This window comes from Streptomyces sp. SudanB52_2052, assembly GCF_964272415.1.
In the GTDB taxonomy this organism is placed as follows: Bacteria; Actinomycetota; Actinomycetes; order Streptomycetales; family Streptomycetaceae; genus Streptomyces; species Streptomyces olindensis.
Genome location: NZ_OZ186796.1, coordinates 3,689,652 through 3,709,656, shown reverse-complemented (window position 1 = coordinate 3,709,656; position 20,005 = coordinate 3,689,652). Strand labels below are relative to the sequence as shown.

General features: G+C 66.4%; 31 protein-coding genes and 1 pseudogene. 29 read left to right on the top strand and 3 right to left on the bottom strand.

Going from position 1 to position 20,005, the window contains the following annotated elements:
- Positions 1–350: 350 nt before the first annotated feature.
- The 4 genes from rpsL to tuf all read left to right on the top strand — a co-directional run bounded on the left by rpsL (position 351) and on the right by tuf (position 4,711).
- Positions 351–722 (top strand): 30S ribosomal protein S12, encoded by a 372-nt coding sequence (rpsL, locus tag ACSUPV_RS16305; protein ID WP_003948652.1) that lies wholly within the window; start codon positions 351–353, stop codon positions 720–722.
- Positions 723–724: 2 nt separating this feature from the next.
- Complete coding sequence (gene rpsG, locus ACSUPV_RS16300; protein ID WP_003998848.1) at positions 725–1,195, top strand: 30S ribosomal protein S7; 471 nt, start codon at positions 725–727, stop codon at positions 1,193–1,195.
- Between the two features lie 39 nt (positions 1,196–1,234).
- Positions 1,235–3,361 carry an elongation factor G gene (gene fusA, locus ACSUPV_RS16295; RefSeq protein WP_031118794.1) on the top strand — a complete coding sequence of 709 codons (2,127 nt, stop codon included), beginning with the start codon at positions 1,235–1,237 and terminating at the stop codon, positions 3,359–3,361.
- Between the two features lie 156 nt (positions 3,362–3,517).
- A complete protein-coding gene (gene tuf, locus ACSUPV_RS16290; RefSeq protein ID WP_003992342.1) occupies positions 3,518–4,711 on the top strand; it encodes an elongation factor Tu in 1,194 nt (397 codons plus the stop codon).
- Between the two features lie 99 nt (positions 4,712–4,810).
- On the opposite strand, the gene ACSUPV_RS16285 is transcribed toward tuf, so the two are convergent.
- The 3 genes from ACSUPV_RS16285 to ACSUPV_RS16275 all read right to left on the bottom strand — a co-directional run bounded on the left by ACSUPV_RS16285 (position 4,811) and on the right by ACSUPV_RS16275 (position 6,931).
- Positions 4,811–5,407: a Uma2 family endonuclease gene (locus ACSUPV_RS16285; protein WP_037763659.1), complete on the bottom strand. Its 597-nt coding sequence runs from the start codon at positions 5,405–5,407 to the stop codon at positions 4,811–4,813.
- Positions 5,408–5,459: 52 nt separating this feature from the next.
- Positions 5,460–6,311 (bottom strand): helix-turn-helix domain-containing protein, encoded by an 852-nt coding sequence (locus ACSUPV_RS16280; protein WP_436947729.1) that lies wholly within the window; start codon positions 6,309–6,311, stop codon positions 5,460–5,462.
- Between the two features lie 293 nt (positions 6,312–6,604).
- Positions 6,605–6,931, bottom strand: a complete 327-nt coding sequence (locus ACSUPV_RS16275) for an ATP-binding protein (protein ID WP_382618137.1) — start codon at positions 6,929–6,931, stop codon at positions 6,605–6,607.
- A 149-nt stretch (positions 6,932–7,080) separates the two neighbouring features.
- On the opposite strand from ACSUPV_RS16275, the pseudogene ACSUPV_RS16270 reads away from it, so the two are divergent.
- The 25 genes and pseudogenes from ACSUPV_RS16270 to ACSUPV_RS16150 form a co-directional block, all read left to right on the top strand.
- A pseudogene (locus ACSUPV_RS16270) lies at positions 7,081–7,311 on the top strand (transcriptional regulator); the annotation flags it as partial.
- A 1-nt stretch (position 7,312) separates the two neighbouring features.
- Entirely contained in the window at positions 7,313–7,534 is a 222-nt protein-coding gene (locus ACSUPV_RS16265) for a DUF397 domain-containing protein (protein WP_436949905.1), read from the top strand.
- A 441-nt stretch (positions 7,535–7,975) separates the two neighbouring features.
- Positions 7,976–8,284, top strand: coding sequence for a 30S ribosomal protein S10 (gene rpsJ / locus ACSUPV_RS16260; RefSeq protein WP_003948644.1), 309 nt, complete (start codon positions 7,976–7,978; stop codon positions 8,282–8,284).
- Positions 8,285–8,301: 17 nt separating this feature from the next.
- Positions 8,302–8,946, top strand: a complete 645-nt coding sequence (gene rplC, locus ACSUPV_RS16255) for a 50S ribosomal protein L3 (RefSeq protein WP_010036739.1) — start codon at positions 8,302–8,304, stop codon at positions 8,944–8,946.
- Positions 8,947–8,950: 4 nt separating this feature from the next.
- Entirely contained in the window at positions 8,951–9,607 is a 657-nt protein-coding gene (rplD, locus tag ACSUPV_RS16250) for a 50S ribosomal protein L4 (protein WP_031118792.1), read from the top strand.
- Positions 9,607–10,026, top strand: a complete 420-nt coding sequence (gene rplW / locus ACSUPV_RS16245) for a 50S ribosomal protein L23 (RefSeq protein ID WP_031118791.1) — start codon at positions 9,607–9,609, stop codon at positions 10,024–10,026. The genes rplD and rplW overlap by 1 nt, the downstream gene beginning before the upstream one ends.
- A gap of 38 nt (positions 10,027–10,064) precedes the next feature.
- Positions 10,065–10,901 (top strand): 50S ribosomal protein L2, encoded by an 837-nt coding sequence (gene rplB, locus ACSUPV_RS16240; protein ID WP_031118790.1) that lies wholly within the window; start codon positions 10,065–10,067, stop codon positions 10,899–10,901.
- A gap of 12 nt (positions 10,902–10,913) precedes the next feature.
- Positions 10,914–11,195: a 30S ribosomal protein S19 gene (gene rpsS / locus ACSUPV_RS16235; RefSeq protein WP_004984529.1), complete on the top strand. Its 282-nt coding sequence runs from the start codon at positions 10,914–10,916 to the stop codon at positions 11,193–11,195.
- Between the two features lie 44 nt (positions 11,196–11,239).
- On the top strand, positions 11,240–11,587 hold the full coding sequence (gene rplV / locus ACSUPV_RS16230; protein ID WP_029380974.1) for a 50S ribosomal protein L22: 348 nt from the start codon (positions 11,240–11,242) through the stop codon (positions 11,585–11,587).
- Positions 11,587–12,411 (top strand): 30S ribosomal protein S3, encoded by an 825-nt coding sequence (rpsC, locus tag ACSUPV_RS16225; RefSeq protein ID WP_030233882.1) that lies wholly within the window; start codon positions 11,587–11,589, stop codon positions 12,409–12,411. The genes rplV and rpsC overlap by 1 nt, the downstream gene beginning before the upstream one ends.
- Positions 12,412–12,416: 5 nt before the next feature.
- Complete coding sequence (gene rplP, locus ACSUPV_RS16220; RefSeq protein ID WP_004984526.1) at positions 12,417–12,836, top strand: 50S ribosomal protein L16; 420 nt, start codon at positions 12,417–12,419, stop codon at positions 12,834–12,836.
- Positions 12,836–13,060: a 50S ribosomal protein L29 gene (gene rpmC, locus ACSUPV_RS16215; protein ID WP_003974259.1), complete on the top strand. Its 225-nt coding sequence runs from the start codon at positions 12,836–12,838 to the stop codon at positions 13,058–13,060. Before rplP ends, rpmC begins: the two co-directional genes overlap by 1 nt.
- On the top strand, positions 13,060–13,347 hold the full coding sequence (gene rpsQ / locus ACSUPV_RS16210) for a 30S ribosomal protein S17 (protein ID WP_010036717.1): 288 nt from the start codon (positions 13,060–13,062) through the stop codon (positions 13,345–13,347). Before rpmC ends, rpsQ begins: the two co-directional genes overlap by 1 nt.
- Positions 13,348–13,448: 101 nt before the next feature.
- Positions 13,449–13,817 (top strand): 50S ribosomal protein L14, encoded by a 369-nt coding sequence (rplN, locus tag ACSUPV_RS16205; protein ID WP_003998823.1) that lies wholly within the window; start codon positions 13,449–13,451, stop codon positions 13,815–13,817.
- Between the two features lie 2 nt (positions 13,818–13,819).
- Positions 13,820–14,143, top strand: a complete 324-nt coding sequence (gene rplX, locus ACSUPV_RS16200) for a 50S ribosomal protein L24 (RefSeq protein WP_010036713.1) — start codon at positions 13,820–13,822, stop codon at positions 14,141–14,143.
- Positions 14,143–14,700: a 50S ribosomal protein L5 gene (rplE, locus tag ACSUPV_RS16195; RefSeq protein WP_031118789.1), complete on the top strand. Its 558-nt coding sequence runs from the start codon at positions 14,143–14,145 to the stop codon at positions 14,698–14,700. Before rplX ends, rplE begins: the two co-directional genes overlap by 1 nt.
- A 5-nt stretch (positions 14,701–14,705) precedes the next feature.
- On the top strand, positions 14,706–14,891 hold the full coding sequence (locus ACSUPV_RS16190; RefSeq protein WP_003956452.1) for a type Z 30S ribosomal protein S14: 186 nt from the start codon (positions 14,706–14,708) through the stop codon (positions 14,889–14,891).
- 213 nt (positions 14,892–15,104) lie between these two features.
- The gene (gene rpsH / locus ACSUPV_RS16185; RefSeq protein ID WP_003992367.1) at positions 15,105–15,503 is read left to right on the top strand and encodes a 30S ribosomal protein S8; all 399 of its coding nucleotides are present in this window, start codon (positions 15,105–15,107) and stop codon (positions 15,501–15,503) included.
- A gap of 23 nt (positions 15,504–15,526) precedes the next feature.
- The gene (gene rplF, locus ACSUPV_RS16180; protein ID WP_031118788.1) at positions 15,527–16,066 is read left to right on the top strand and encodes a 50S ribosomal protein L6; all 540 of its coding nucleotides are present in this window, start codon (positions 15,527–15,529) and stop codon (positions 16,064–16,066) included.
- A gap of 3 nt (positions 16,067–16,069) precedes the next feature.
- Positions 16,070–16,453: a 50S ribosomal protein L18 gene (gene rplR, locus ACSUPV_RS16175; protein ID WP_031118787.1), complete on the top strand. Its 384-nt coding sequence runs from the start codon at positions 16,070–16,072 to the stop codon at positions 16,451–16,453.
- A gap of 41 nt (positions 16,454–16,494) precedes the next feature.
- Positions 16,495–17,100, top strand: coding sequence for a 30S ribosomal protein S5 (gene rpsE / locus ACSUPV_RS16170; protein WP_004984517.1), 606 nt, complete (start codon positions 16,495–16,497; stop codon positions 17,098–17,100).
- A gap of 2 nt (positions 17,101–17,102) precedes the next feature.
- Complete coding sequence (gene rpmD, locus ACSUPV_RS16165; RefSeq protein ID WP_003974250.1) at positions 17,103–17,285, top strand: 50S ribosomal protein L30; 183 nt, start codon at positions 17,103–17,105, stop codon at positions 17,283–17,285.
- 2 nt (positions 17,286–17,287) lie between these two features.
- Positions 17,288–17,743, top strand: a complete 456-nt coding sequence (gene rplO / locus ACSUPV_RS16160; RefSeq protein WP_031118785.1) for a 50S ribosomal protein L15 — start codon at positions 17,288–17,290, stop codon at positions 17,741–17,743.
- 236 nt (positions 17,744–17,979) lie between these two features.
- Entirely contained in the window at positions 17,980–19,293 is a 1,314-nt protein-coding gene (gene secY / locus ACSUPV_RS16155; RefSeq protein ID WP_031118784.1) for a preprotein translocase subunit SecY, read from the top strand.
- Positions 19,293–19,943: an adenylate kinase gene (locus ACSUPV_RS16150; protein ID WP_031118783.1), complete on the top strand. Its 651-nt coding sequence runs from the start codon at positions 19,293–19,295 to the stop codon at positions 19,941–19,943. The genes secY and ACSUPV_RS16150 overlap by 1 nt, the downstream gene beginning before the upstream one ends.
- The last annotated feature ends 62 nt before the right edge of the window (positions 19,944–20,005 follow it).

Below are 20,005 nucleotides of genomic sequence, written 5' to 3'. Positions count from 1 at the left end.
GACACGCATGCGAGGAATGCGTGCGAGGAATATGTGCAAATCGGACAGCCGCCACTGAATTGAAGATCGACAACGGCCGAGGGTCTTGACATGTCCCGCCTGGCGATGCGGGCGGCGCCCATTTGTTTTGACCGCAGCGAATGCGATAGGTACGCTCAGACCTTGTGCCTGGGGTGTGCCCTGGCTCCCGTGCGTGCCTTCAACCGCACGGCGAGCTGATACCGGCCACCGTAATCTGCGCTTAATTCTGCCTGGCGGCGGGAGTCCGCGGGATTCGACACACCCGACCGCGTGGGTCGGCGACGTTCCAGGTTAGCTGTACCCATCGGCACACAGAAACCGGAGAAGTAGTGCCTACGATCCAGCAGCTGGTCCGCAAGGGCCGGCAGGACAAGGTCGAGAAGAACAAGACGCCCGCACTCGAGGGTTCCCCTCAGCGTCGTGGCGTCTGCACGCGTGTGTTCACGACCACCCCGAAGAAGCCGAACTCGGCCCTCCGTAAGGTCGCGCGTGTGCGTCTGACCAGCGGCATCGAGGTCACGGCCTACATTCCGGGTGAGGGACACAACCTGCAGGAGCACTCCATCGTGCTCGTGCGCGGCGGCCGTGTGAAGGACCTGCCGGGTGTTCGCTACAAGATCATCCGCGGCTCGCTCGACACCCAGGGTGTCAAGAACCGCAAGCAGGCCCGCAGCCGCTACGGCGCCAAGAAGGAGAAGTAAGAATGCCTCGTAAGGGCCCCGCCCCGAAGCGCCCGGTCATCATCGACCCGGTCTACGGCTCTCCTCTGGTGACCTCCCTGATCAACAAGGTGCTGCTGAACGGCAAGCGCTCCACCGCCGAGCGCATCGTCTACGGCGCCATGGAGGGCCTGCGCGAGAAGACCGGCAACGACCCGGTCATCACGCTGAAGCGCGCTCTCGAGAACATCAAGCCGACCCTCGAGGTCAAGTCCCGCCGTGTCGGTGGTGCCACCTACCAGGTTCCGGTCGAGGTCAAGCCCGGCCGTGCCAACACCCTGGCGCTGCGCTGGCTCGTCGGTTACTCCCGCGCCCGTCGCGAGAAGACCATGACCGAGCGTCTGCTCAACGAGCTCCTCGACGCCAGCAACGGCCTGGGCGCCGCTGTGAAGAAGCGCGAGGACACGCACAAGATGGCCGAGTCCAACAAGGCCTTCGCGCACTACCGCTGGTAGTCGCAGACCCCATCGAGACCGAGAGAAGACTGAAGCCTTATGGCTACCACTTCGCTTGACCTGGCCAGGGTCCGCAACATCGGGATCATGGCCCACATCGACGCGGGCAAGACGACCACCACCGAGCGGATCCTGTTCTACACCGGCGTTTCGTACAAGATCGGTGAGGTCCACGACGGCGCTGCCACCATGGACTGGATGGAGCAGGAGCAGGAGCGTGGCATCACGATCACCTCTGCTGCCACCACCTGTCACTGGCCGCTCGAGGGCGACGACTACACCATCAACATCATCGACACCCCGGGTCACGTCGACTTCACCGTCGAGGTGGAGCGCTCCCTGCGCGTGCTCGACGGTGCCGTGACGGTGTTCGACGGCGTCGCCGGTGTCGAGCCGCAGTCCGAGACGGTGTGGCGTCAGGCCGACCGTTACGGCGTGCCGCGCATCTGCTTCGTCAACAAGCTGGACCGTACCGGTGCCGAGTTCCACCGCTGCGTGGACATGATCTCCGACCGCCTGGGCGCGCAGCCGCTGGTCATGCAGCTGCCGATCGGCGCGGAGGCGGACTTCAAGGGCGTCATCGACCTCGTGACGATGAAGGCCCTGGTCTGGTCGGCCGAGGCGACCAAGGGCGAGATGTACGACACCGTCGACATCCCGGACACCCACGCCGAGGCTGCCGAGGAGTACCGCGGCAAGCTGCTCGAGGCCGTCGCCGAGAACGACGAAGAGCTGATGGAGCTGTACCTGGAGGGCACCGAGCCCACCGTGGAGCAGCTCTACGCCGCGATCCGTCGCATCACCATCGCGTCCGGCAAGGGCGGCGGCACCACCGTCACCCCCGTGTTCTGCGGCACCGCGTTCAAGAACAAGGGCGTCCAGCCCCTGCTCGACGCGGTCGTGCGCTACCTGCCCACCCCGCTCGACGTCGAGGCCATCGAGGGCCACGACGTCAAGGACCCGGAGCAGGTCATCGCGCGCAAGCCGTCGGACGAGGAGCCCCTCGCCGCGCTCGCGTTCAAGATCATGAGCGACCCGCACCTCGGCAAGCTCACCTTCGTCCGGGTCTACTCGGGCCGCCTGGAGTCGGGCACGCAGGTGCTCAACTCCGTCAAGGGCAAGAAGGAGCGCATCGGCAAGATCTACCGCATGCACGCCAACAAGCGTGAGGAGATCGAGTCGGTGGGCGCCGGCGACATCGTCGCCGTCATGGGCCTGAAGCAGACCACCACCGGTGAGACGCTGTCCGACGACAAGAACCCGGTGATCCTGGAGTCCATGGACTTCCCGGCGCCGGTCATCCAGGTCGCCATCGAGCCCAAGTCGAAGGGCGACCAGGAGAAGCTGGGCGTCGCGATCCAGCGCCTGGCCGAGGAGGACCCGTCCTTCCAGGTCCACTCGGACGAGGAGACCGGCCAGACCATCATCGGCGGTATGGGCGAGCTGCACCTCGAGGTGCTGGTCGACCGCATGCGCCGTGAGTTCAAGGTCGAGGCCAACGTCGGCAAGCCGCAGGTCGCCTACCGCGAGACGATCCGCAAGGCCGTCGAGAAGGTCGAGTTCACCCACAAGAAGCAGACGGGTGGTACCGGCCAGTTCGCCCGCGTCATCATCGCGATCGAGCCGATCGAGGGCGGCGACGCCTCGTACGAGTTCATCAACAAGGTGACCGGTGGCCGTGTGCCGAAGGAGTACATCCCTTCGGTGGACGCCGGTGCGCAGGAGGCCATGCAGTTCGGCATCCTCGCCGGTTACGAGATGACCGGTGTCCGCGTGACGCTGCTCGACGGTGCCTACCACGAGGTCGACTCCTCCGAGCTCGCGTTCAAGATCGCCGGTTCGCAGGCCTTCAAGGAGGCCGCGCGCAAGGCCAGCCCCGTGCTGCTCGAGCCGATGATGGCCGTCGAGGTCACCACGCCCGAGGACTACATGGGTGAGGTCATCGGCGACATCAACTCCCGCCGTGGTCAGATCCAGGCCATGGAGGAGCGGGCCGGTGCCCGCGTCGTGAAGGGCCTCGTGCCCCTTTCGGAGATGTTCGGCTACGTCGGCGACCTGCGCAGCAAGACGTCCGGCCGTGCGAGCTACTCCATGCAGTTCGACTCCTACGCCGAGGTTCCGCGGAACGTCGCCGAGGAGATCATCGCGAAGGCCAAGGGCGAGTAACGCACCGCGTCTACACGCCGTAGGCTTGACTCCGGAGCCTTGAGGGGCATTCCGCCGCAATCGTGGTGAGAATGCCCCGGGGCCCGGGCTTTCCAGCAAAGATCACCTGGCGCCGATGAGTAAGGCGTACCAGAACCACTCCACAGGAGGACCCCAGTGGCGAAGGCGAAGTTCGAGCGGACTAAGCCGCACGTCAACATCGGCACCATCGGTCACATCGACCACGGTAAGACGACCCTCACGGCCGCCATTACCAAGGTGCTGCACGACGCGTACCCGGACCTGAACGAGGCCTCGGCCTTCGACCAGATCGACAAGGCTCCTGAGGAGCGCCAGCGCGGTATCACCATCTCCATCGCGCACGTCGAGTACCAGACCGAGACGCGTCACTACGCCCACGTCGACTGCCCCGGTCACGCGGACTACATCAAGAACATGATCACGGGTGCCGCGCAGATGGACGGCGCCATCCTCGTGGTCGCCGCCACCGACGGCCCGATGCCGCAGACCAAGGAGCACGTGCTCCTGGCCCGCCAGGTCGGCGTTCCGTACATCGTCGTCGCCCTGAACAAGGCCGACATGGTGGACGACGAGGAGATCCTGGAGCTCGTCGAGCTCGAGGTCCGTGAGCTGCTCTCCGAGTACGAGTTCCCGGGCGACGACGTTCCCGTCGTCAAGGTCTCCGCTCTGAAGGCCCTCGAGGGCGACAAGGAGTGGGGCAACTCCGTCCTCGAGCTCATGAACGCCGTCGACACCGCCATCCCGGAGCCGGAGCGCGACGTCGACAAGCCGTTCCTCATGCCGATCGAGGACGTCTTCACGATCACCGGTCGCGGTACGGTCGTCACCGGCCGTATCGAGCGTGGTGTCCTGAAGGTCAACGAGACCGTCGACATCATCGGCATCAAGCCGGAGAAGACCACCACCACGGTCACCGGCATCGAGATGTTCCGCAAGCTGCTCGACGAGGGCCAGGCCGGTGAGAACGTCGGTCTGCTGCTCCGTGGCATCAAGCGCGAGGACGTCGAGCGCGGCCAGGTCATCATCAAGCCGGGCTCGGTCACGCCGCACACGGAGTTCGAGGCGCAGGCCTACATCCTGTCCAAGGACGAGGGTGGCCGCCACACGCCGTTCTTCAACAACTACCGTCCGCAGTTCTACTTCCGTACGACGGACGTGACCGGCGTGGTGACCCTCCCCGAGGGCACCGAGATGGTCATGCCGGGTGACAACACCGAGATGAAGGTGGAGCTCATCCAGCCCGTCGCCATGGAGGAGGGCCTGAAGTTCGCCATCCGTGAGGGTGGTCGGACCGTGGGCGCCGGCCAGGTCACCAAGATCAACAAGTGAGTCTTCGGACTGGCTTGAGGGTCCACTGACCTGAGTGGCTCGGAGGGGCCCGTACGACTTCGGTCGTGCGGGCCCCTTTGCTGTGTCCGGGGTGCCGGATCACTCCTGTGGATAGAGGGGCAGGCCGTCCGTCGCGATCGTCCAGTCGGCGATCGTCACGTCCTCGCCGTAGACGAAGTCCTTGCGCGTGGCGTAGCGGGGGCCGTTCGGTGTGCTGTGGATGTCGGTGAGGACGGTGCCCGTGCCGGTGCGGGGGTCGAAGACGGCGTAGACGGGGATGCCGATGAGGGGGTAGTCGCGCATCTTGGTGACCCAGTCGTTGTCCGGGTTGGAGCGGGAGACGACTTCTACGGCGGCGACGAGCGACCGGGGGTCGAACGAGCCCTCTCCTTCCATCTCCGACTCGGCGATCACCATGACGTCTGGCCGGCGCATGATGCCCTCGGGTTCGTCCTCCACGTCGGGCTCACCCGTGTGCGCCACGATCTCGTCCGGCATCACCTTTTCCAGGCGCTTGCGGACGCGCAGCACGGTGAGCTCGTGCGGCTTCATGGGCGACATCATGTCGAGGACGATCCCTTCCTTGGTGATCTCGAACTTGCCGGGGAGGTCGTCGTCCGCGGACTGAACGAAGTCGCGCATGGCCCGGTACAGGTGGGAGGTGCCCTGCCGCGGGTTGTCCGGGGCGATGGTCATGGCGCTCGCTCCTCGTCGTCTGTGCCCAGGGGCAAGGATCGTTGCCTTCATGCTAAGCGGCCTCCAGGAGACGTGATCGGCAATCGCGGCAGCGGCCGGGGGCTGGTGCGCGGAAGGCCCGGTCGCAGCCGTCACATGTCTGTAGGGGGTGCCGGGTGACCGGCGGTGGTGCGGGTGCGCGGAACGGGGGAGGGGGCGGCAGCTGGGCCGTGAGGCGGTGGGCCAGGAGGGCGGCCGGGCGGTGCAGGGCCCCGGGTGGGAGGTCGGTGGTCAGGGCGTGGCGTACGGCGGCGGGGGAGACGTCGCGTTCGAGCCAGGCGGCGACGCCGGGGGCGAGAAGGGCGGCGTCGTGGGAGGAAAGAAGGAGGCGGGTGTCGTCGCGGTGGAGGCATGCGAGGAGGTCCGTGGCCTGCCGGAGGAGGACGGGGGAGAGGCAGGCCGGTTGCGGTACGGCGGGGAGGGGTTTCCCGCCGGGCGGCCTCGTCCGTTTCCCCGGGGCCGGGCGGGGAGCGCCAGCGCCGCTGTGACCTGGCTGGTTGCAGGAGATCGTGCGGGTGACGATCCGGCCGCCGGGGACGCGTTCGCGTACGCGCCGCAGGTAGCCGTGGGCCTCCAGTTCGCGCAGGGCGGCGGCGATACGGGTCGTGCCCTCCGGGAAGCGGGCGGCGAGGGACTTGATGTCGACCCGGGCGCCCGCGGGGAGCGACTGGATGTGCACGCCCAGCCCGATCGCGAGCAGTGACAGCTCCGCGTGCTGGGCTAGGTGGTTGCCGATCACCGTGAAGCGGGTGGTGTGGCGGGTGTTGTCGTGAACCAGGCCGGTGTGGGGGTGCCGGTTCGGGTGCTTCTTACCGGCAACCCGGGCGTGGGCGCGCGAGGGCACGCTAGGGTTCTGCGTATCCATCAGGAAGGGGCTTTCTTCCTCGGTGGTCAGGCCCTCGCACTGGGATTGCCGTCCCGGCGGGGGCCGTCGCATGTCTGCGGTTGTGTTGCGCTGAGCGTAGGGCAGGCAAGGGCCCGGGAATCCAGCCGAGTTGGCGATGTTCACCCGCGCGAGTGAGGCGGCGGCCTGGGCGGGAGGGGTGGGGTTTGGTGGGGGTTCTTTCCTCCTCGTGGTCCTTGAGGGAGACCGCTCGCGGCACCGGAGCGTGAGGTGTTGGGTTCCGGTGCTTCGGCCGGCTGCCGGTCAGCTTGGAGTCACCGGGTGAGTTCCGCCCAGACGGTCTTGCGCGGGGGCAGGCCCGGGGTGACGCCCCAGCGGTCGGCGAGGGTGTCGACGACGAGCAGGCCGCGGCCGGACTCCGAATCCGGGGTGGGGCGTCGGAGCGTCGGCAGTCGGTCGTCGCAGGTGTCCGTGACCTCGATGCGGAGGGTGTCGGCCACGACGTAGAGAAGCAGGCGGAAGTCGCGCCCCGGGACGCGGCCGTGGGTTGCGGCGTTGGTCGACAACTCCGCGATGAGCTGTGCCGCCGGGTCCAACGGCAGGCCCCAGGAGCACAGTTGTTCGGGGGATTTCTGCTTCACAACCCTCAGCGTGGCGGTCACTGCTTACTGTGAACAGTGACTCAGCGGGTGCGTAGGGTGATTGTCCGGAGCTTGTCCAGTGGTGTCCGGGCTGTCCGGACCGGGCGTACGGGTAGGGCGCCTGAGGCACGGCTCAAGGGCGAGGCGGACTGGGATACGGGGAGGACCTGGTCTACAAGATCGAGGGCGGCAAGCGGATTCCCCGGCAGGAGTACCTCGTCACGGCCGACGAGGTGCTGGGGGCGGGTGGGCTCATCGCGGCGGCTTGGGAGGACGTGAAGAAGGTTCGGTATCCCAAGAAGGTGCGGGAGCTGGCCAAGTTGGAGGGGCAGGCTGTTGAGATCGGGGTGTACGAAAGCATCAGCATCAACGGGCTGTTGCATCCGCAACGCTGAACCGGCGTGGTTCAAGAGCAGCTACAGCAGTGGCCCTGACGGCGACTCCCGCGTCGAGATCGCCATAGCCACCCCCCACACCGTCCACGTCCGCGACTCCAAGCACACGCACGGCCCCCGCCTGGCCCTCTCACCCGCCACCTGGGCCGGCTTCGTTTCCGAGGTCACGGGCCGTAATGGGACGATGGGCGCACGAGTGATCGAGTGAACGGATCAAACGAGCCCCTGGTTTGACCTTCGTCACCCCCGGGGTATTCTCTCCGGCTCGATTGGCGTCGGCGTTGCCCCGTATGGCAGACTGTCCGAGTTGCTCGGTCGAGTGTTGATGCTGCGCGCCTCCCGCCGGGGGGACCGGAAGCGAGTCCCACAGTACTCGTCGTCCTAACTGCCACTACGGCAGCACTGGGGCGGACGTACGGGAATCTTCCGGGAAGCGTGGGCGCGGCACCGGCCAGGCACCCGGTGGGCCTTCCGCCCCCGGCTCGCGGTTCCGGCAGGGCCGTGTGCAATCCCGCAGGGATGTTCGAACAAGGGACATCTGTGTCAGCGGGAGCGCGACACGCCCGACCGCGTGGGTCGGAGGAACGAAGGCAGCAGAAGGAATCCACCGGGTTCCAGAGCGTAAGAGAGACAGGACTACTGAGTAGCCATGGCGGGACAGAAGATCCGCATCCGGCTCAAGGCCTACGACCACGAGGTCATCGACTCCTCGGCGAAGAAGATCGTCGAGACGGTGACCCGCACTGGTGCGTCGGTCGCGGGCCCGGTGCCGCTGCCCACTGAGAAGAACGTGTACTGCGTCATCAAGTCGCCGCACAAGTACAAGGACTCGCGCGAGCACTTCGAGATGCGGACGCACAAGCGCCTGATCGACATCCTCGACCCCACCCCCAAGACCGTTGACTCTCTGATGCGACTCGACCTCCCGGCCGGTGTCGACATCGAGATCAAGCTCTGAGGCCGGTGATCTGAGAGATGGCTAAGCAGATCAAGGGCATCCTGGGCGAGAAGCTCGGCATGACGCAGGTGTGGGACGCGAACAACCGCGTCGTCCCGGTCACCGTCGTCAAGGCCGGCCCCAACGTCGTCACCCAGGTCCGTACGAACGATGTCGACGGCTACGAGTCCGTCCAGATCGCTTTCGGCGAGATCGACCCGCGCAAGGTGAACAAGCCCCTCAAGGGCCACTTCGCCAAGGCCGACGTCACCCCCCGTCGCCACCTCGTCGAGATCCGCACCGCGGACGCCTCCGAGTACACGCTCGGCCAGGAGATCACCGCTGAGGTGTTCGAGGCCGGCGTGAAGGTCGACGTGACCGGCAAGAGCAAGGGCAAGGGCTTCGCCGGTGTCATGAAGCGCCACAACTTCCGTGGCCTCGGCGCCGGACACGGCACCCAGCGCAAGCACCGCTCCCCCGGTTCCATCGGTGGCTGCGCCACCCCGGGCCGTGTGTTCAAGGGCCTCCGCATGGCGGGTCGCATGGGCAACGAGCGGGTCACCACCCAGAACCTGACCGTCCACGCCGTTGACGCGGAGAAGGGTCTGCTGCTCATCAAGGGCGCGGTTCCCGGTCCGAACGGCGGCCTCGTCCTGGTCCGCACCGCGGCCAAGGGGGCCTGAGGTAATGAGCACTGTTGACATCCTTTCGCCGGCGGGCGACAAGGCCGGTTCCGTCGAGCTCCCCGCGGAGATCTTCGACGTCGAGAAGGTCAGCATTCCGCTGATCCACCAGGTCGTCGTCGCGCAGCTGGCCGCGGCCCGTCAGGGCACGCACAAGACCAAGACCCGTGGCGAGGTCCGCGGCGGTGGCAAGAAGCCGTACCGCCAGAAGGGCACCGGTCGCGCCCGTCAGGGTTCGACCCGCGCGCCGCAGTTCGCCGGTGGTGGCGTCGTGCACGGTCCCGTGCCGCGTGACTACTCGCAGCGGACCCCGAAGAAGATGAAGGCTGCCGCCCTGCGTCACGCCCTCACCGACCGGGCCCGCCACAACCGCATCCACGTCGTCTCCGGCGTCGTCGAGGGCGAGACCCCGTCGACGAAGGCCGCCAAGACGCTGTTCGGCAAGATCTCGGAGCGCAAGAACCTGCTCCTGGTCGTCGACCGCGCCGACGAGGCCGCGTGGCTGTCCGCCCGCAACCTGCCCCAGGTCCACATCCTGGAGCCGGGCCAGCTGAACACGTACGACGTTCTCGTCTCGGACGACGTGGTCTTCACCAAGGCCGCTTTCGAGTCCTTCGTGTCGGGCCCGAAGGCCAATGACACCGAAGGGAGCGAGGTCTGATGGCTATCCGTCACCCCGCAATCGCCTCCAAGGCGGCGAAGAAGGCCAAGGCCGCTCGCGTCGCCAAGGCGCGTCGCCACGCCGCCGAGGGCAAGAACACCGTCGAGACCCCGCTGAGCAAGTCCTTCACGGACCCCCGTGACGTGCTGCTCAAGCCGGTCGTCTCCGAGAAGAGCTACGCGCTGCTCGACGAGGGCAAGTACACCTTCGTCGTGGACCCGCGTGCCAACAAGACCCAGATCAAGGAGGCCGTCCAGTCGGTCTTCTCGGTCAAGGTCACCGGGGTCAACACGATCAACCGCCAGGGCAAGCGCAAGCGGACCCGCACCGGCTTCGGCCAGCGTGCGTCCACCAAGCGCGCGATCGTGACCCTCGCCGAGGGCGACCGTATCGACATCTTCGGCGGTCCGACCGCGTAAGCGGTCAGGATCGTCCGGAATCGGACGAGGACTGAGAAATGGGTATCCGCAAGTACAAGCCGACGACTCCTGGCCGTCGTGGTGCCAGCGTCGCCGACTTCGTCGAGGTCACGCGGTCCACGCCGGAGAAGTCGTTGGTCCGCCCCCTGCACAGCAAGGGTGGCCGTAACAACTCCGGTCGTGTGACCGTCCGCCACCAGGGTGGTGGCCACAAGCGCGCCTACCGCGTGATCGACTTCCGTCGTCACGACAAGGACGGCGTGCCGGCGAAGGTCGCGCACATCGAGTACGACCCCAACCGCACCGCGCGCATCGCGCTGCTGCACTACGCCGACGGCGAGAAGCGCTACATCCTCGCGCCGCGCGGCCTGCAGCAGGGCGACCGCATCGAGAACGGTCCCGGGGCCGACATCAAGCCGGGCAACAACCTCGCCCTGCGCAACATCCCGGTCGGTACCACGCTGCACGCCATCGAGCTGCGTCCCGGCGGCGGCGCGAAGTTCGCCCGCTCCGCCGGCGCCTCCGTGCAGCTGCTCGCGAAGGAGGGCCAGATGGCCCACCTGCGCATGCCGTCCGGTGAGATCCGCCTGGTCGACGTCCGCTGCCGCGCCACTGTGGGCGAGGTCGGCAACGCCGAGCAGAGCAACATCAACTGGGGCAAGGCGGGCCGCAAGCGGTGGCTGGGCGTCCGCCCGACCGTCCGTGGTGTGGTCATGAACCCGGTGGACCACCCGCACGGTGGTGGTGAGGGCCGGACCTCCGGTGGTCGTCACCCCGTGTCCCCGTGGGGCAAGAAGGAAGGCCGTACTCGTTCGCCCAAGAAGGCGTCGAACAAGTACATCGTCCGCCGCCGCAAGACGAACAAGAAGCGCTAAGGACGGGTTGAGATGCCTCGTAGCTTGAAGAAGGGGCCCTTCGTCGACGACCACCTGATCAAGAAGGTGGACGCCCAGAACGAAGCCGGCACCAAGAACGTCATCAAGACCTGGTCCCGCCGCTCGATGATCGTCCCGGCCATGCTCGGCCACACGATCGCGGTGCACAACGGCAAGACCCACATCCCGGTGTTTGTCACCGAGTCGATGGTCGGCCACAAGCTCGGCGAGTTCTCGCCGACCCGCACCTTCCGGGGCCACGTCAAGGAAGACCGGAAGTCGAAGCGCCGCTAGTCAGCGGGGTGCGAATGACCATGACAAACATCGAAGGGACAACCATGGAAGCCAGGGCCCAGGCGCGGTACATCCGCGTCACGCCCATGAAGGCCCGCCGTGTGGTGGACCTCATCCGTGGCCTGAACGCCACGGAGGCTCAGGCGGTCCTGCGTTTCGCCCCGCAGGCCGCGAGCGTGCCGGTCGGCAAGGTGCTGGACAGCGCCATCGCCAACGCCGCGCACAACTACGACCACACCGACGTCGACAGCCTGTACGTCTCCGAGGCGTACGTCGACGAGGGCCCGACCCTGAAGCGGTTCCGTCCGCGCGCCCAGGGCCGCGCCTACCGGATCCGCAAGCGGACCAGCCACATCACCGTGGTCGTCAGCAGCAAGGAAGGAACCCGGTAATGGGCCAGAAGGTAAACCCGCACGGGTTCCGGCTCGGTGTCACGACCGACTTCAAGTCGCGTTGGTACGCCGACAAGCTGTACAAGGACTACGTCAAGGAAGACGTCGCCATCCGTCGGATGATGACGTCCGGCATGGAGCGCGCCGGCATCTCCAAGGTCGAGATCGAGCGCACCCGTGACCGTGTGCGTGTGGACATCCACACCGCGCGTCCGGGCATCGTCATCGGCCGCCGTGGCGCCGAGGCCGACCGCATCCGCGGCGACCTCGAGAAGCTCACGGGCAAGCAGGTCCAGCTGAACATCCTCGAGGTCAAGAACCCCGAGACCGACGCTCAGCTCGTGGCCCAGGCCGTCGCCGAGCAGCTCTCCTCCCGCGTCTCCTTCCGTCGGGCCATGCGCAAGAGCATGCAGTCCGCCATGAAGGCCGGCGCCAAGGGCATCAAGATCCAGTGCGGTGGCCGCCTCGGCGGCGCCGAGATGTCCCGCTCGGAGTTCTACCGCGAGGGCCGCGTGCCCCTGCACACGCTCCGCGCGAACGTGGACTACGGCTTCTTCGAGGCCAAGACGACCTTCGGCCGCATCGGTGTGAAGGTCTGGATCTACAAGGGCGACGTCAAGAACATCGCCGAGGTCCGCGCCGAGAACGCTGCCGCCCGTGCGGGTAACCGCCCGGCCCGCGGTGGCGCCGACCGCCCGGCCCGTGGTGGCCGCGGTGGCGAGCGGCGCGGTCGCAAGCCGCAGCAGGCCGCTGGTTCCGAGGCCCCCAAGGCCGAGGCTCCCGCGTCCGCCGCTCCGGCTGAGAGCACCGGAACGGAGGCCTGACCGACATGCTGATCCCCCGTAGGGTCAAGCACCGCAAGCAGCACCACCCCAAGCGCAACGGCATGTCCAAGGGTGGCACGCAGGTTGCGTTCGGCGAGTACGGCATCCAGGCGCTGACCCCGGCGTACGTGACGAACCGTCAGATCGAGGCCGCTCGTATCGCCATGACCCGCCACATCAAGCGTGGCGGCAAGGTCTGGATCAACATCTACCCGGACCGCCCCCTCACCAAGAAGCCGGCCGAGACCCGCATGGGTTCCGGTAAGGGTTCGCCGGAGTGGTGGGTGGCCAACGTCAAGCCCGGACGCGTGATGTTCGAGCTGTCGTACCCCAACGAGAAGATCGCGCGCGAGGCCCTGACCCGTGCGGCTCACAAGCTGCCGATGAAGTGCAAGATCGTCAAGCGCGAGGCAGGTGAAGCGTGATGTCGGCCGGTACCAAGGCGTCCGAGCTGCGCGAGCTGGGCAACGAGGAGCTTCTGGCGAAGCTCCGCGAGGCCAAGGAAGAGCTGTTCAACCTCCGCTTCCAGGCGGCGACGGGCCAGCTCGAGAACCACGGTCGGCTCAAGGCCGTCCGCAAGGACATCGCGCGGATCTACACCCTGATGCGTGAGCGCGAGCTGGGCATCGAGACGGTGGAGAGCGCCTGATGAGCGAGAGCAACGTGACTGAAGAGACCAAGACGGACCGCGGTTTCCGCAAGACCCGTGAGGGTCTGGTCGTCAGCGACAAGATGGACAAGACCGTCGTCGTCGCCGTCGAGGACCGCGTCAAGCACGCGCTGTACGGCAAGGTCATCCGTCGTACGAACAAGCTCAAGGCCCACGACGAGCAGAACGCCGCGGGTGTCGGCGACCGCGTCCTCCTCATGGAGACCCGGCCGCTGTCCGCGACCAAGCGCTGGCGCGTCGTCGAGATCCTCGAGAAGGCCAAGTAATCCCTCCTAGGGGGACTCCCTAGGAATCGTTCCGCCAGGCTCGGGGCGGGTGTGCACTGGCGCACCCGCCCCGGGAACCGGCAGACAACCAGGAGATAGACGTGATCCAGCAGGAGTCGCGACTGCGCGTCGCCGACAACACGGGTGCGAAGGAGATCCTCTGCATCCGTGTGCTCGGCGGCTCCGGTCGCCGCTACGCGGGTATCGGTGACGTCATCGTCGCCACCGTCAAGGACGCGATCCCCGGTGGCAACGTGAAGAAGGGTGACGTCGTCAAGGCGGTCATCGTTCGCACCGTCAAGGAGCGCCGCCGTCCGGACGGCTCGTACATCCGCTTCGACGAGAACGCCGCCGTCATTCTGAAGAACGACGGCGACCCTCGTGGCACCCGTATCTTCGGCCCGGTCGGCCGTGAGCTGCGCGAGAAGAAGTTCATGAAGATCATCTCCCTCGCGCCGGAGGTGCTGTGAGCATGAAGATCAAGAAGGGCGACCTGGTCCAGGTCATCACCGGTAAGGACAAGGGCAAGCAGGGCAAGGTCATCGCGGCCTTCCCCCGCGAGGACCGTGTCCTGGTCGAGGGTGTCAACCGGGTCAAGAAGCACACCAAGGCCGGTCCGACGGCTCGCGGTTCGCAGGCCGGCGGCATCGTCACCACCGAGGCGCCGATCCACGTCTCCAACGTCCAGCTGGTCGTGGAGAAGGACGGCAAGAAGGTCGTGACCCGCGTCGGTTACCGCTTCGACGACGAAGGCAACAAGATCCGCGTTGCCAAGCGGACGGGTGAGGACATCTGATGGCTACCACCACCACTCCGCGTCTGAAGCAGAAGTACCGTGAGGAGATCACGGGCAAGCTGCGTGACGAGTTCAAGTACGAGAACGTCATGCAGATCCCCGGTCTCGTCAAGATCGTGGTCAACATGGGTGTGGGCGACGCCGCCCGCGACTCCAAGCTGATCGAGGGCGCCATCCGCGACCTCACCACGATCACCGGTCAGAAGCCGGCCGTCACCAAGGCCCGCAAGTCCATCGCGCAGTTCAAGCTGCGTGAGGGTCAGCCGATCGGTGCCCACGTCACGCTCCGTGGCGACCGCATGTGGGAGTTCCTGGACCGCACCCTGTCGCTGGCGCTCCCGCGCATCCGCGACTTCCGCGGCCTGTCCCCCAAGCAGTTCGACGGCCGTGGCAACTACACCTTCGGTCTCACGGAGCAGGTCATGTTCCACGAGATCGACCAGGACAAGATCGACCGCGTCCGGGGTATGGACATCACCGTGGTCACCACGGCGACCAACGACGCTGAGGGCCGCGCGCTCCTCCGTCACCTCGGCTTCCCCTTCAAGGAGGCGTGAGCGAGATGGCGAAGAAGGCTCTGATCGCGAAGGCTGCCCGCAAGCCCAAGTTCGGCGTGCGTGCGTACACCCGCTGCCAGCGCTGCGGTCGTCCGCACTCCGTGTACCGCAAGTTCGGCCTGTGCCGCGTGTGCCTTCGTGAGATGGCTCACCGTGGCGAGCTGCCGGGCGTGACCAAGAGCTCCTGGTAATCCCCCTAAAAAGGGATTCGCAGGGCTCTCGGTAAGCATCTGGGGCGGCAGGACGTCCAGCCCACATGCCTTAGGCTTGTGGGGTTGGGCGTCTGCCGCCGCCCTTAAGACTTACTACGCCGTAGGTCCACCGCGCCGCACCCGTCCCGTCTCGGATCGGGGAGAGGGATGGCGCACCAGGAAACCCCGGCGAGAGAGGCCGAAGGCCAATTCATGACCATGACTGATCCGATCGCAGACATGCTGACGCGTCTGCGGAACGCGAACTCGGCGTACCACGACTCCGTGGCGATGCCGCACTCGAAGATCAAGTCGCACATCGCGGAGATCCTCCAGCAGGAGGGCTTCATCACGGGCTGGAAGGTCGAGGACGCCGAGGTCGGCAAGAACCTCGTCCTGGAGCTGAAGTTCGGCCCCAACCGTGAGCGCTCCATCGCGGGCATCAAGCGGATCTCCAAGCCCGGTCTCCGGGTGTACGCGAAGTCCACCAACCTGCCGAAGGTTCTGGGCGGCCTGGGCGTGGCCATCATCTCCACGTCCCACGGACTCCTGACCGACAAGCAGGCGCAGAAGAAGGGCGTGGGTGGGGAAGTCCTCGCCTACGTCTGGTAATTCGGGAACGGAGGAGAGACACAATGTCGCGTATCGGCAAGCTCCCCATCCCGGTTCCCGCCGGCGTGGACGTCACCATCGACGGCCGTACGGTCTCGGTCAAGGGCCCCAAGGGCGAACTGACCCACACCGTTGTCGCGCCGATCGACATCGCTAAGGGCGAGGACGGCACCCTCCAGGTGCTCCGCCCGAACGACGAGCGGCAGAGCAAGGCCCTGCACGGCCTGTCCCGCACGCTGGTGGCGAACATGATCACCGGTGTGACCCAGGGATACGTCAAGAAGCTCGAGATCAGCGGTGTCGGTTACCGCGTCCAGGCCAAGGGCTCCAACCTGGAGTTCTCCCTGGGCTACAGCCACCCGATCCTGGTCGAGGCCCCCGAGGGCATCACCTTCAAGGTGGAGACCCCGACCCGATTCTCGGTCGAGGGCATCGACAAGCAGAAGGTCGGCGAGGTTGCGGCCAACATCCGCAAGCTGCGCAAGCCCGACCCGTACAAGGCCAAGGGCGTCAAGTACGAGGGCGAAGTCATCCGCCGCAAGGTCGGAAAGGCGGGTAAGTAAGCCATGGCATACGGGCAGAAGATCCTGAAGGGCGACGCCTACAAGCGCGCCGCGATCAAGCGCCGTCACATCCGGATCCGCAAGCGGATCAACGGTACGGCGGAGCGTCCCCGTCTGGTCGTGACCCGCTCCAACCGCCACATCGTGGCGCAGGTGATCGACGACCTGAAGGGCCACACCCTGGCGTCGGCGTCCACCCTGGACGCGTCGATCCGCGGTGGCGAGGGCGACAAGTCCGCGCAGGCCAAGCAGGTCGGTGCCCTGGTCGCCGAGCGCGCCAAGGCCGCCGGTGTCGAGGCCGTCGTGTTCGACCGTGGTGGCAACCAGTACGCCGGGCGCATCGCCGCCCTGGCAGACGCCGCCCGCGAAGCCGGACTCAAGTTCTGAGTCGGTTCCGTAGCTAGCGGAGACAGAGAGAGGTAATTCCAATGGCTGGACCCCAGCGCCGCGGTGGCGGTGCCGGTGGCGGCGAGCGGCGGGACCGGAAGGGCCGTGACGGCGGCGCAGCTGCCGCCGAGAAGACCGCGTACGTTGAGCGCGTCGTCGCGATCAACCGCGTCGCCAAGGTTGTGAAGGGTGGTCGTCGCTTCAGCTTCACCGCGCTGGTCGTGGTGGGCGACGGTGACGGCACCGTGGGTGTCGGATACGGCAAGGCCAAGGAGGTGCCGGCCGCCATCGCCAAGGGTGTTGAGGAGGCCAAGAAGCACTTCTTCAAGGTCCCCCGCATCCAGGGCACCATCCCGCACCCGATCCAGGGTGAGAAGGCTGCTGGCGTCGTGCTGCTCAAGCCGGCTTCGCCGGGTACCGGTGTGATCGCCGGTGGTCCCGTGCGTGCCGTGCTCGAGTGCGCCGGTATCCACGACGTGCTGTCGAAGTCGCTCGGCTCCGACAACGCGATCAACATCGTGCACGCGACCGTGGAGGCCCTGAAGGGCCTGCAGCGTCCCGAGGAGATCGCGGCCCGCCGCGGTCTGCCCCTGGAGGACGTCGCCCCCGCGGCTCTGCTGCGCGCTCGTGCCGGGGCGGGTGTGTGATCATGGCACAGCTCAAGATCACGCAGGTCAAGTCCTACATCGGCAGCAAGCAGAACCACCGTGACACCCTGCGCTCCCTTGGTCTCAAGGGGATCAACACGCAGGTCGTCAAGGAGGACCGTCCCGAGTTCCGCGGCATGGTGCACACCGTCCGCCACCTCGTGACGGTCGAGGAGGTCGACTGATCATGGCGGAGAACAACCCGCTGAAGATCCACAACCTCCGTCCCGCCCCGGGCGCCAAGACCGCCAAGACCCGTGTCGGTCGTGGTGAGGCGTCGAAGGGTAAGACGGCCGGTCGTGGTACCAAGGGCACCAAGGCCCGTTACCAGGTTCCGGAGCGCTTCGAGGGTGGCCAGATGCCGCTCCACATGCGCCTCCCGAAGCTGAAGGGCTTCAAGAACCCGTTCAAGACCGAGTACCAGGTCGTGAACCTGGACAAGCTCGCCTCCCTCTACCCCGAGGGTGGGGAGGTCACGGTCGAGGACCTGGTCGCCAAGGGCGCCGTTCGCAAGAACAGCCTCGTCAAGGTGCTCGGCCAGGGCGAGGTCTCCGTGGCGCTGCAGGTGACGGTCGACGCCGTCTCCGGCTCCGCCAAGGAGAAGATCACCGCCGCCGGCGGCACCGTCACCGAGCTCGTCTGAACCTCACAGGCGTCTCGATGACCTGAGCGGTCCCGACCGGGGATACCCCACAAAATGGGGTATCCCCGGTTGGTCGTTCCTAGGGCGGCAGTCTCGCCGGTAAGGTGGCTTGCACTGCCCTCTTTTCACAGGGTGCTTCACTTCGGGCACTCTGAGCGGCAGTTGACCGTTACCTATTCGTCGAACCTCAAGACCGTCACCCTTGACGCAGTTGCGCGGGGGTCGCAGGAGGCACCGTGCTCACCGCGTTCGCCCGGGCGTTCAAGACGCCCGACCTGCGCAAGAAGCTGCTCTTCACGCTCGGCATCATCGTGATCTACCGGATCGGTACCCACATTCCGATCCCCGGCGTCGACTACAGGGCAGTTCAGACCTGTGTCGACCAGGCGAACGCCACCTCGGGCATCTTCGGCCTGATCAACATGTTCAGTGGTGGCGCGCTGCTGCAGATCACGATCTTCGCGCTCGGCATCATGCCGTACATCACGGCGAGCATCATCCTTCAGCTGCTGACCGTGGTGATCCCGCGTCTGGAAGCTCTCAAGAAGGAGGGGCAGTCCGGCACGGCGAAGATCACGCAGTACACCCGGTACCTGACCGTGGCGCTCGCCATCCTCCAGGGCACCGGCCTCGTCGCCACCGCCCGCAGCGGCGCCCTCTTCCAGGGCTGCCCGGTGGCCAGCCAGATCGTCCCCGACCAGTCGATCTTCGTCACCGTCACCATGGTCATCACCATGACCGCCGGTACGGCGACCGTGATGTGGCTCGGTGAGCTCATCACCGACCGCGGCATCGGCAACGGCATGTCGATCCTGATGTTCATCTCGATCGCCGCCACCTTCCCGGCAGGGCTGTGGGCCATCAAGACGCAGGGCTCCCTGGCCGGCGGCTGGATCGAGTTCGGCATCGTGTGTGCCATCGGCCTGGTGATGATCGGCCTGGTCGTCTTCGTCGAGCAGGCCCAGCGGCGTATTCCGGTGCAGTACGCGAAGCGCATGATCGGCCGGAGGTCCTACGGCGGCACGTCGACGTACATTCCGCTGAAGGTCAACCAGGCGGGCATCATCCCTGTGATCTTCGCCTCGTCGCTGCTCTACATCCCGGCACTGATCGCGCAGTTCGCCGGTGGCAGCGCCGACTGGAAGACCTGGATCGAACAGAACCTCGCGAAGCCGAACGCTCCGGCGCACATCACCCTCTACTTCCTCCTGATCGTCTTCTTCGCCTTCTTCTACGTGGCCATCTCGTTCAACCCCGAGGAAGTCGCGGACAACATGAAGAAGTATGGTGGCTTCATCCCGGGCATCCGGGCTGGCCGACCGACCGCTGAGTACCTGTCGTACGTGCTCAACCGGATCACCTGGCCGGGTTCGCTGTATCTGGGTCTGATCGCTCTTGTCCCGACGATGGCGTTGGCTGGTTTCGAAGCAGACCAGAACTTCCCGTTCGGAGGGACCAGCATCCTGATCATCGTGGGTGTCGGCCTCGAAACGGTGAAGCAGATCGAGAGCCAGCTCCAGCAGCGCAATTACGAAGGGTTCCTCCGCTGATGCGTATCGTCCTCGTCGGGCCGCCGGGTGCCGGTAAGGGAACGCAGGCCGCGTTCCTCGCCAAGAACCTGTCGATCCCGCACATCTCCACGGGCGACCTGTTCCGCGCGAACATCAGCCAGGGCACAGAGCTCGGGCTGCGTGCGAAGTCCTACATGGACGCGGGACAGCTGGTGCCCGACGAGGTCACCATCGGCATGGCGCGCGACCGTATGCAGCAGCCGGACGCGGTCGGGGGCTTCCTCCTCGACGGCTTCCCGCGGAACGTCGCCCAGGCGGAAGCGCTCGACGAGATGCTGCGTGAAGCAGACATCAAGATCGACGCGGTGCTGGACCTGGAGGTCCCCGAGGACGAGGTCGTCAAGCGGATCGCCGGCCGGCGGATCTGCCGCAACGACTCGGCGCACGTGTTCCACGTCACCTACAACCCGCCTGCGGCGGAGGGCGTGTGCGATGTGTGCGGTGGTGAACTCTACCAACGTGATGACGACCGTGAGGACACGGTGCGTCGGCGGCTGGAGGTCTACCACACGCAGACCGAGCCGATCATCGACTACTACAAGGCCCAGGGCCTGGTGACCACGGTCTCCGCGATGGGGAAGGTGGCGGACGTCACGAAGCGGGCCATGTCGGCGCTACCCGGTTCGTAACAGCTCGCAAAGCAAGGCAGCGGCCCCCGACGGGGGCCGCTGCCTTGCTTCTTGGGGACCCC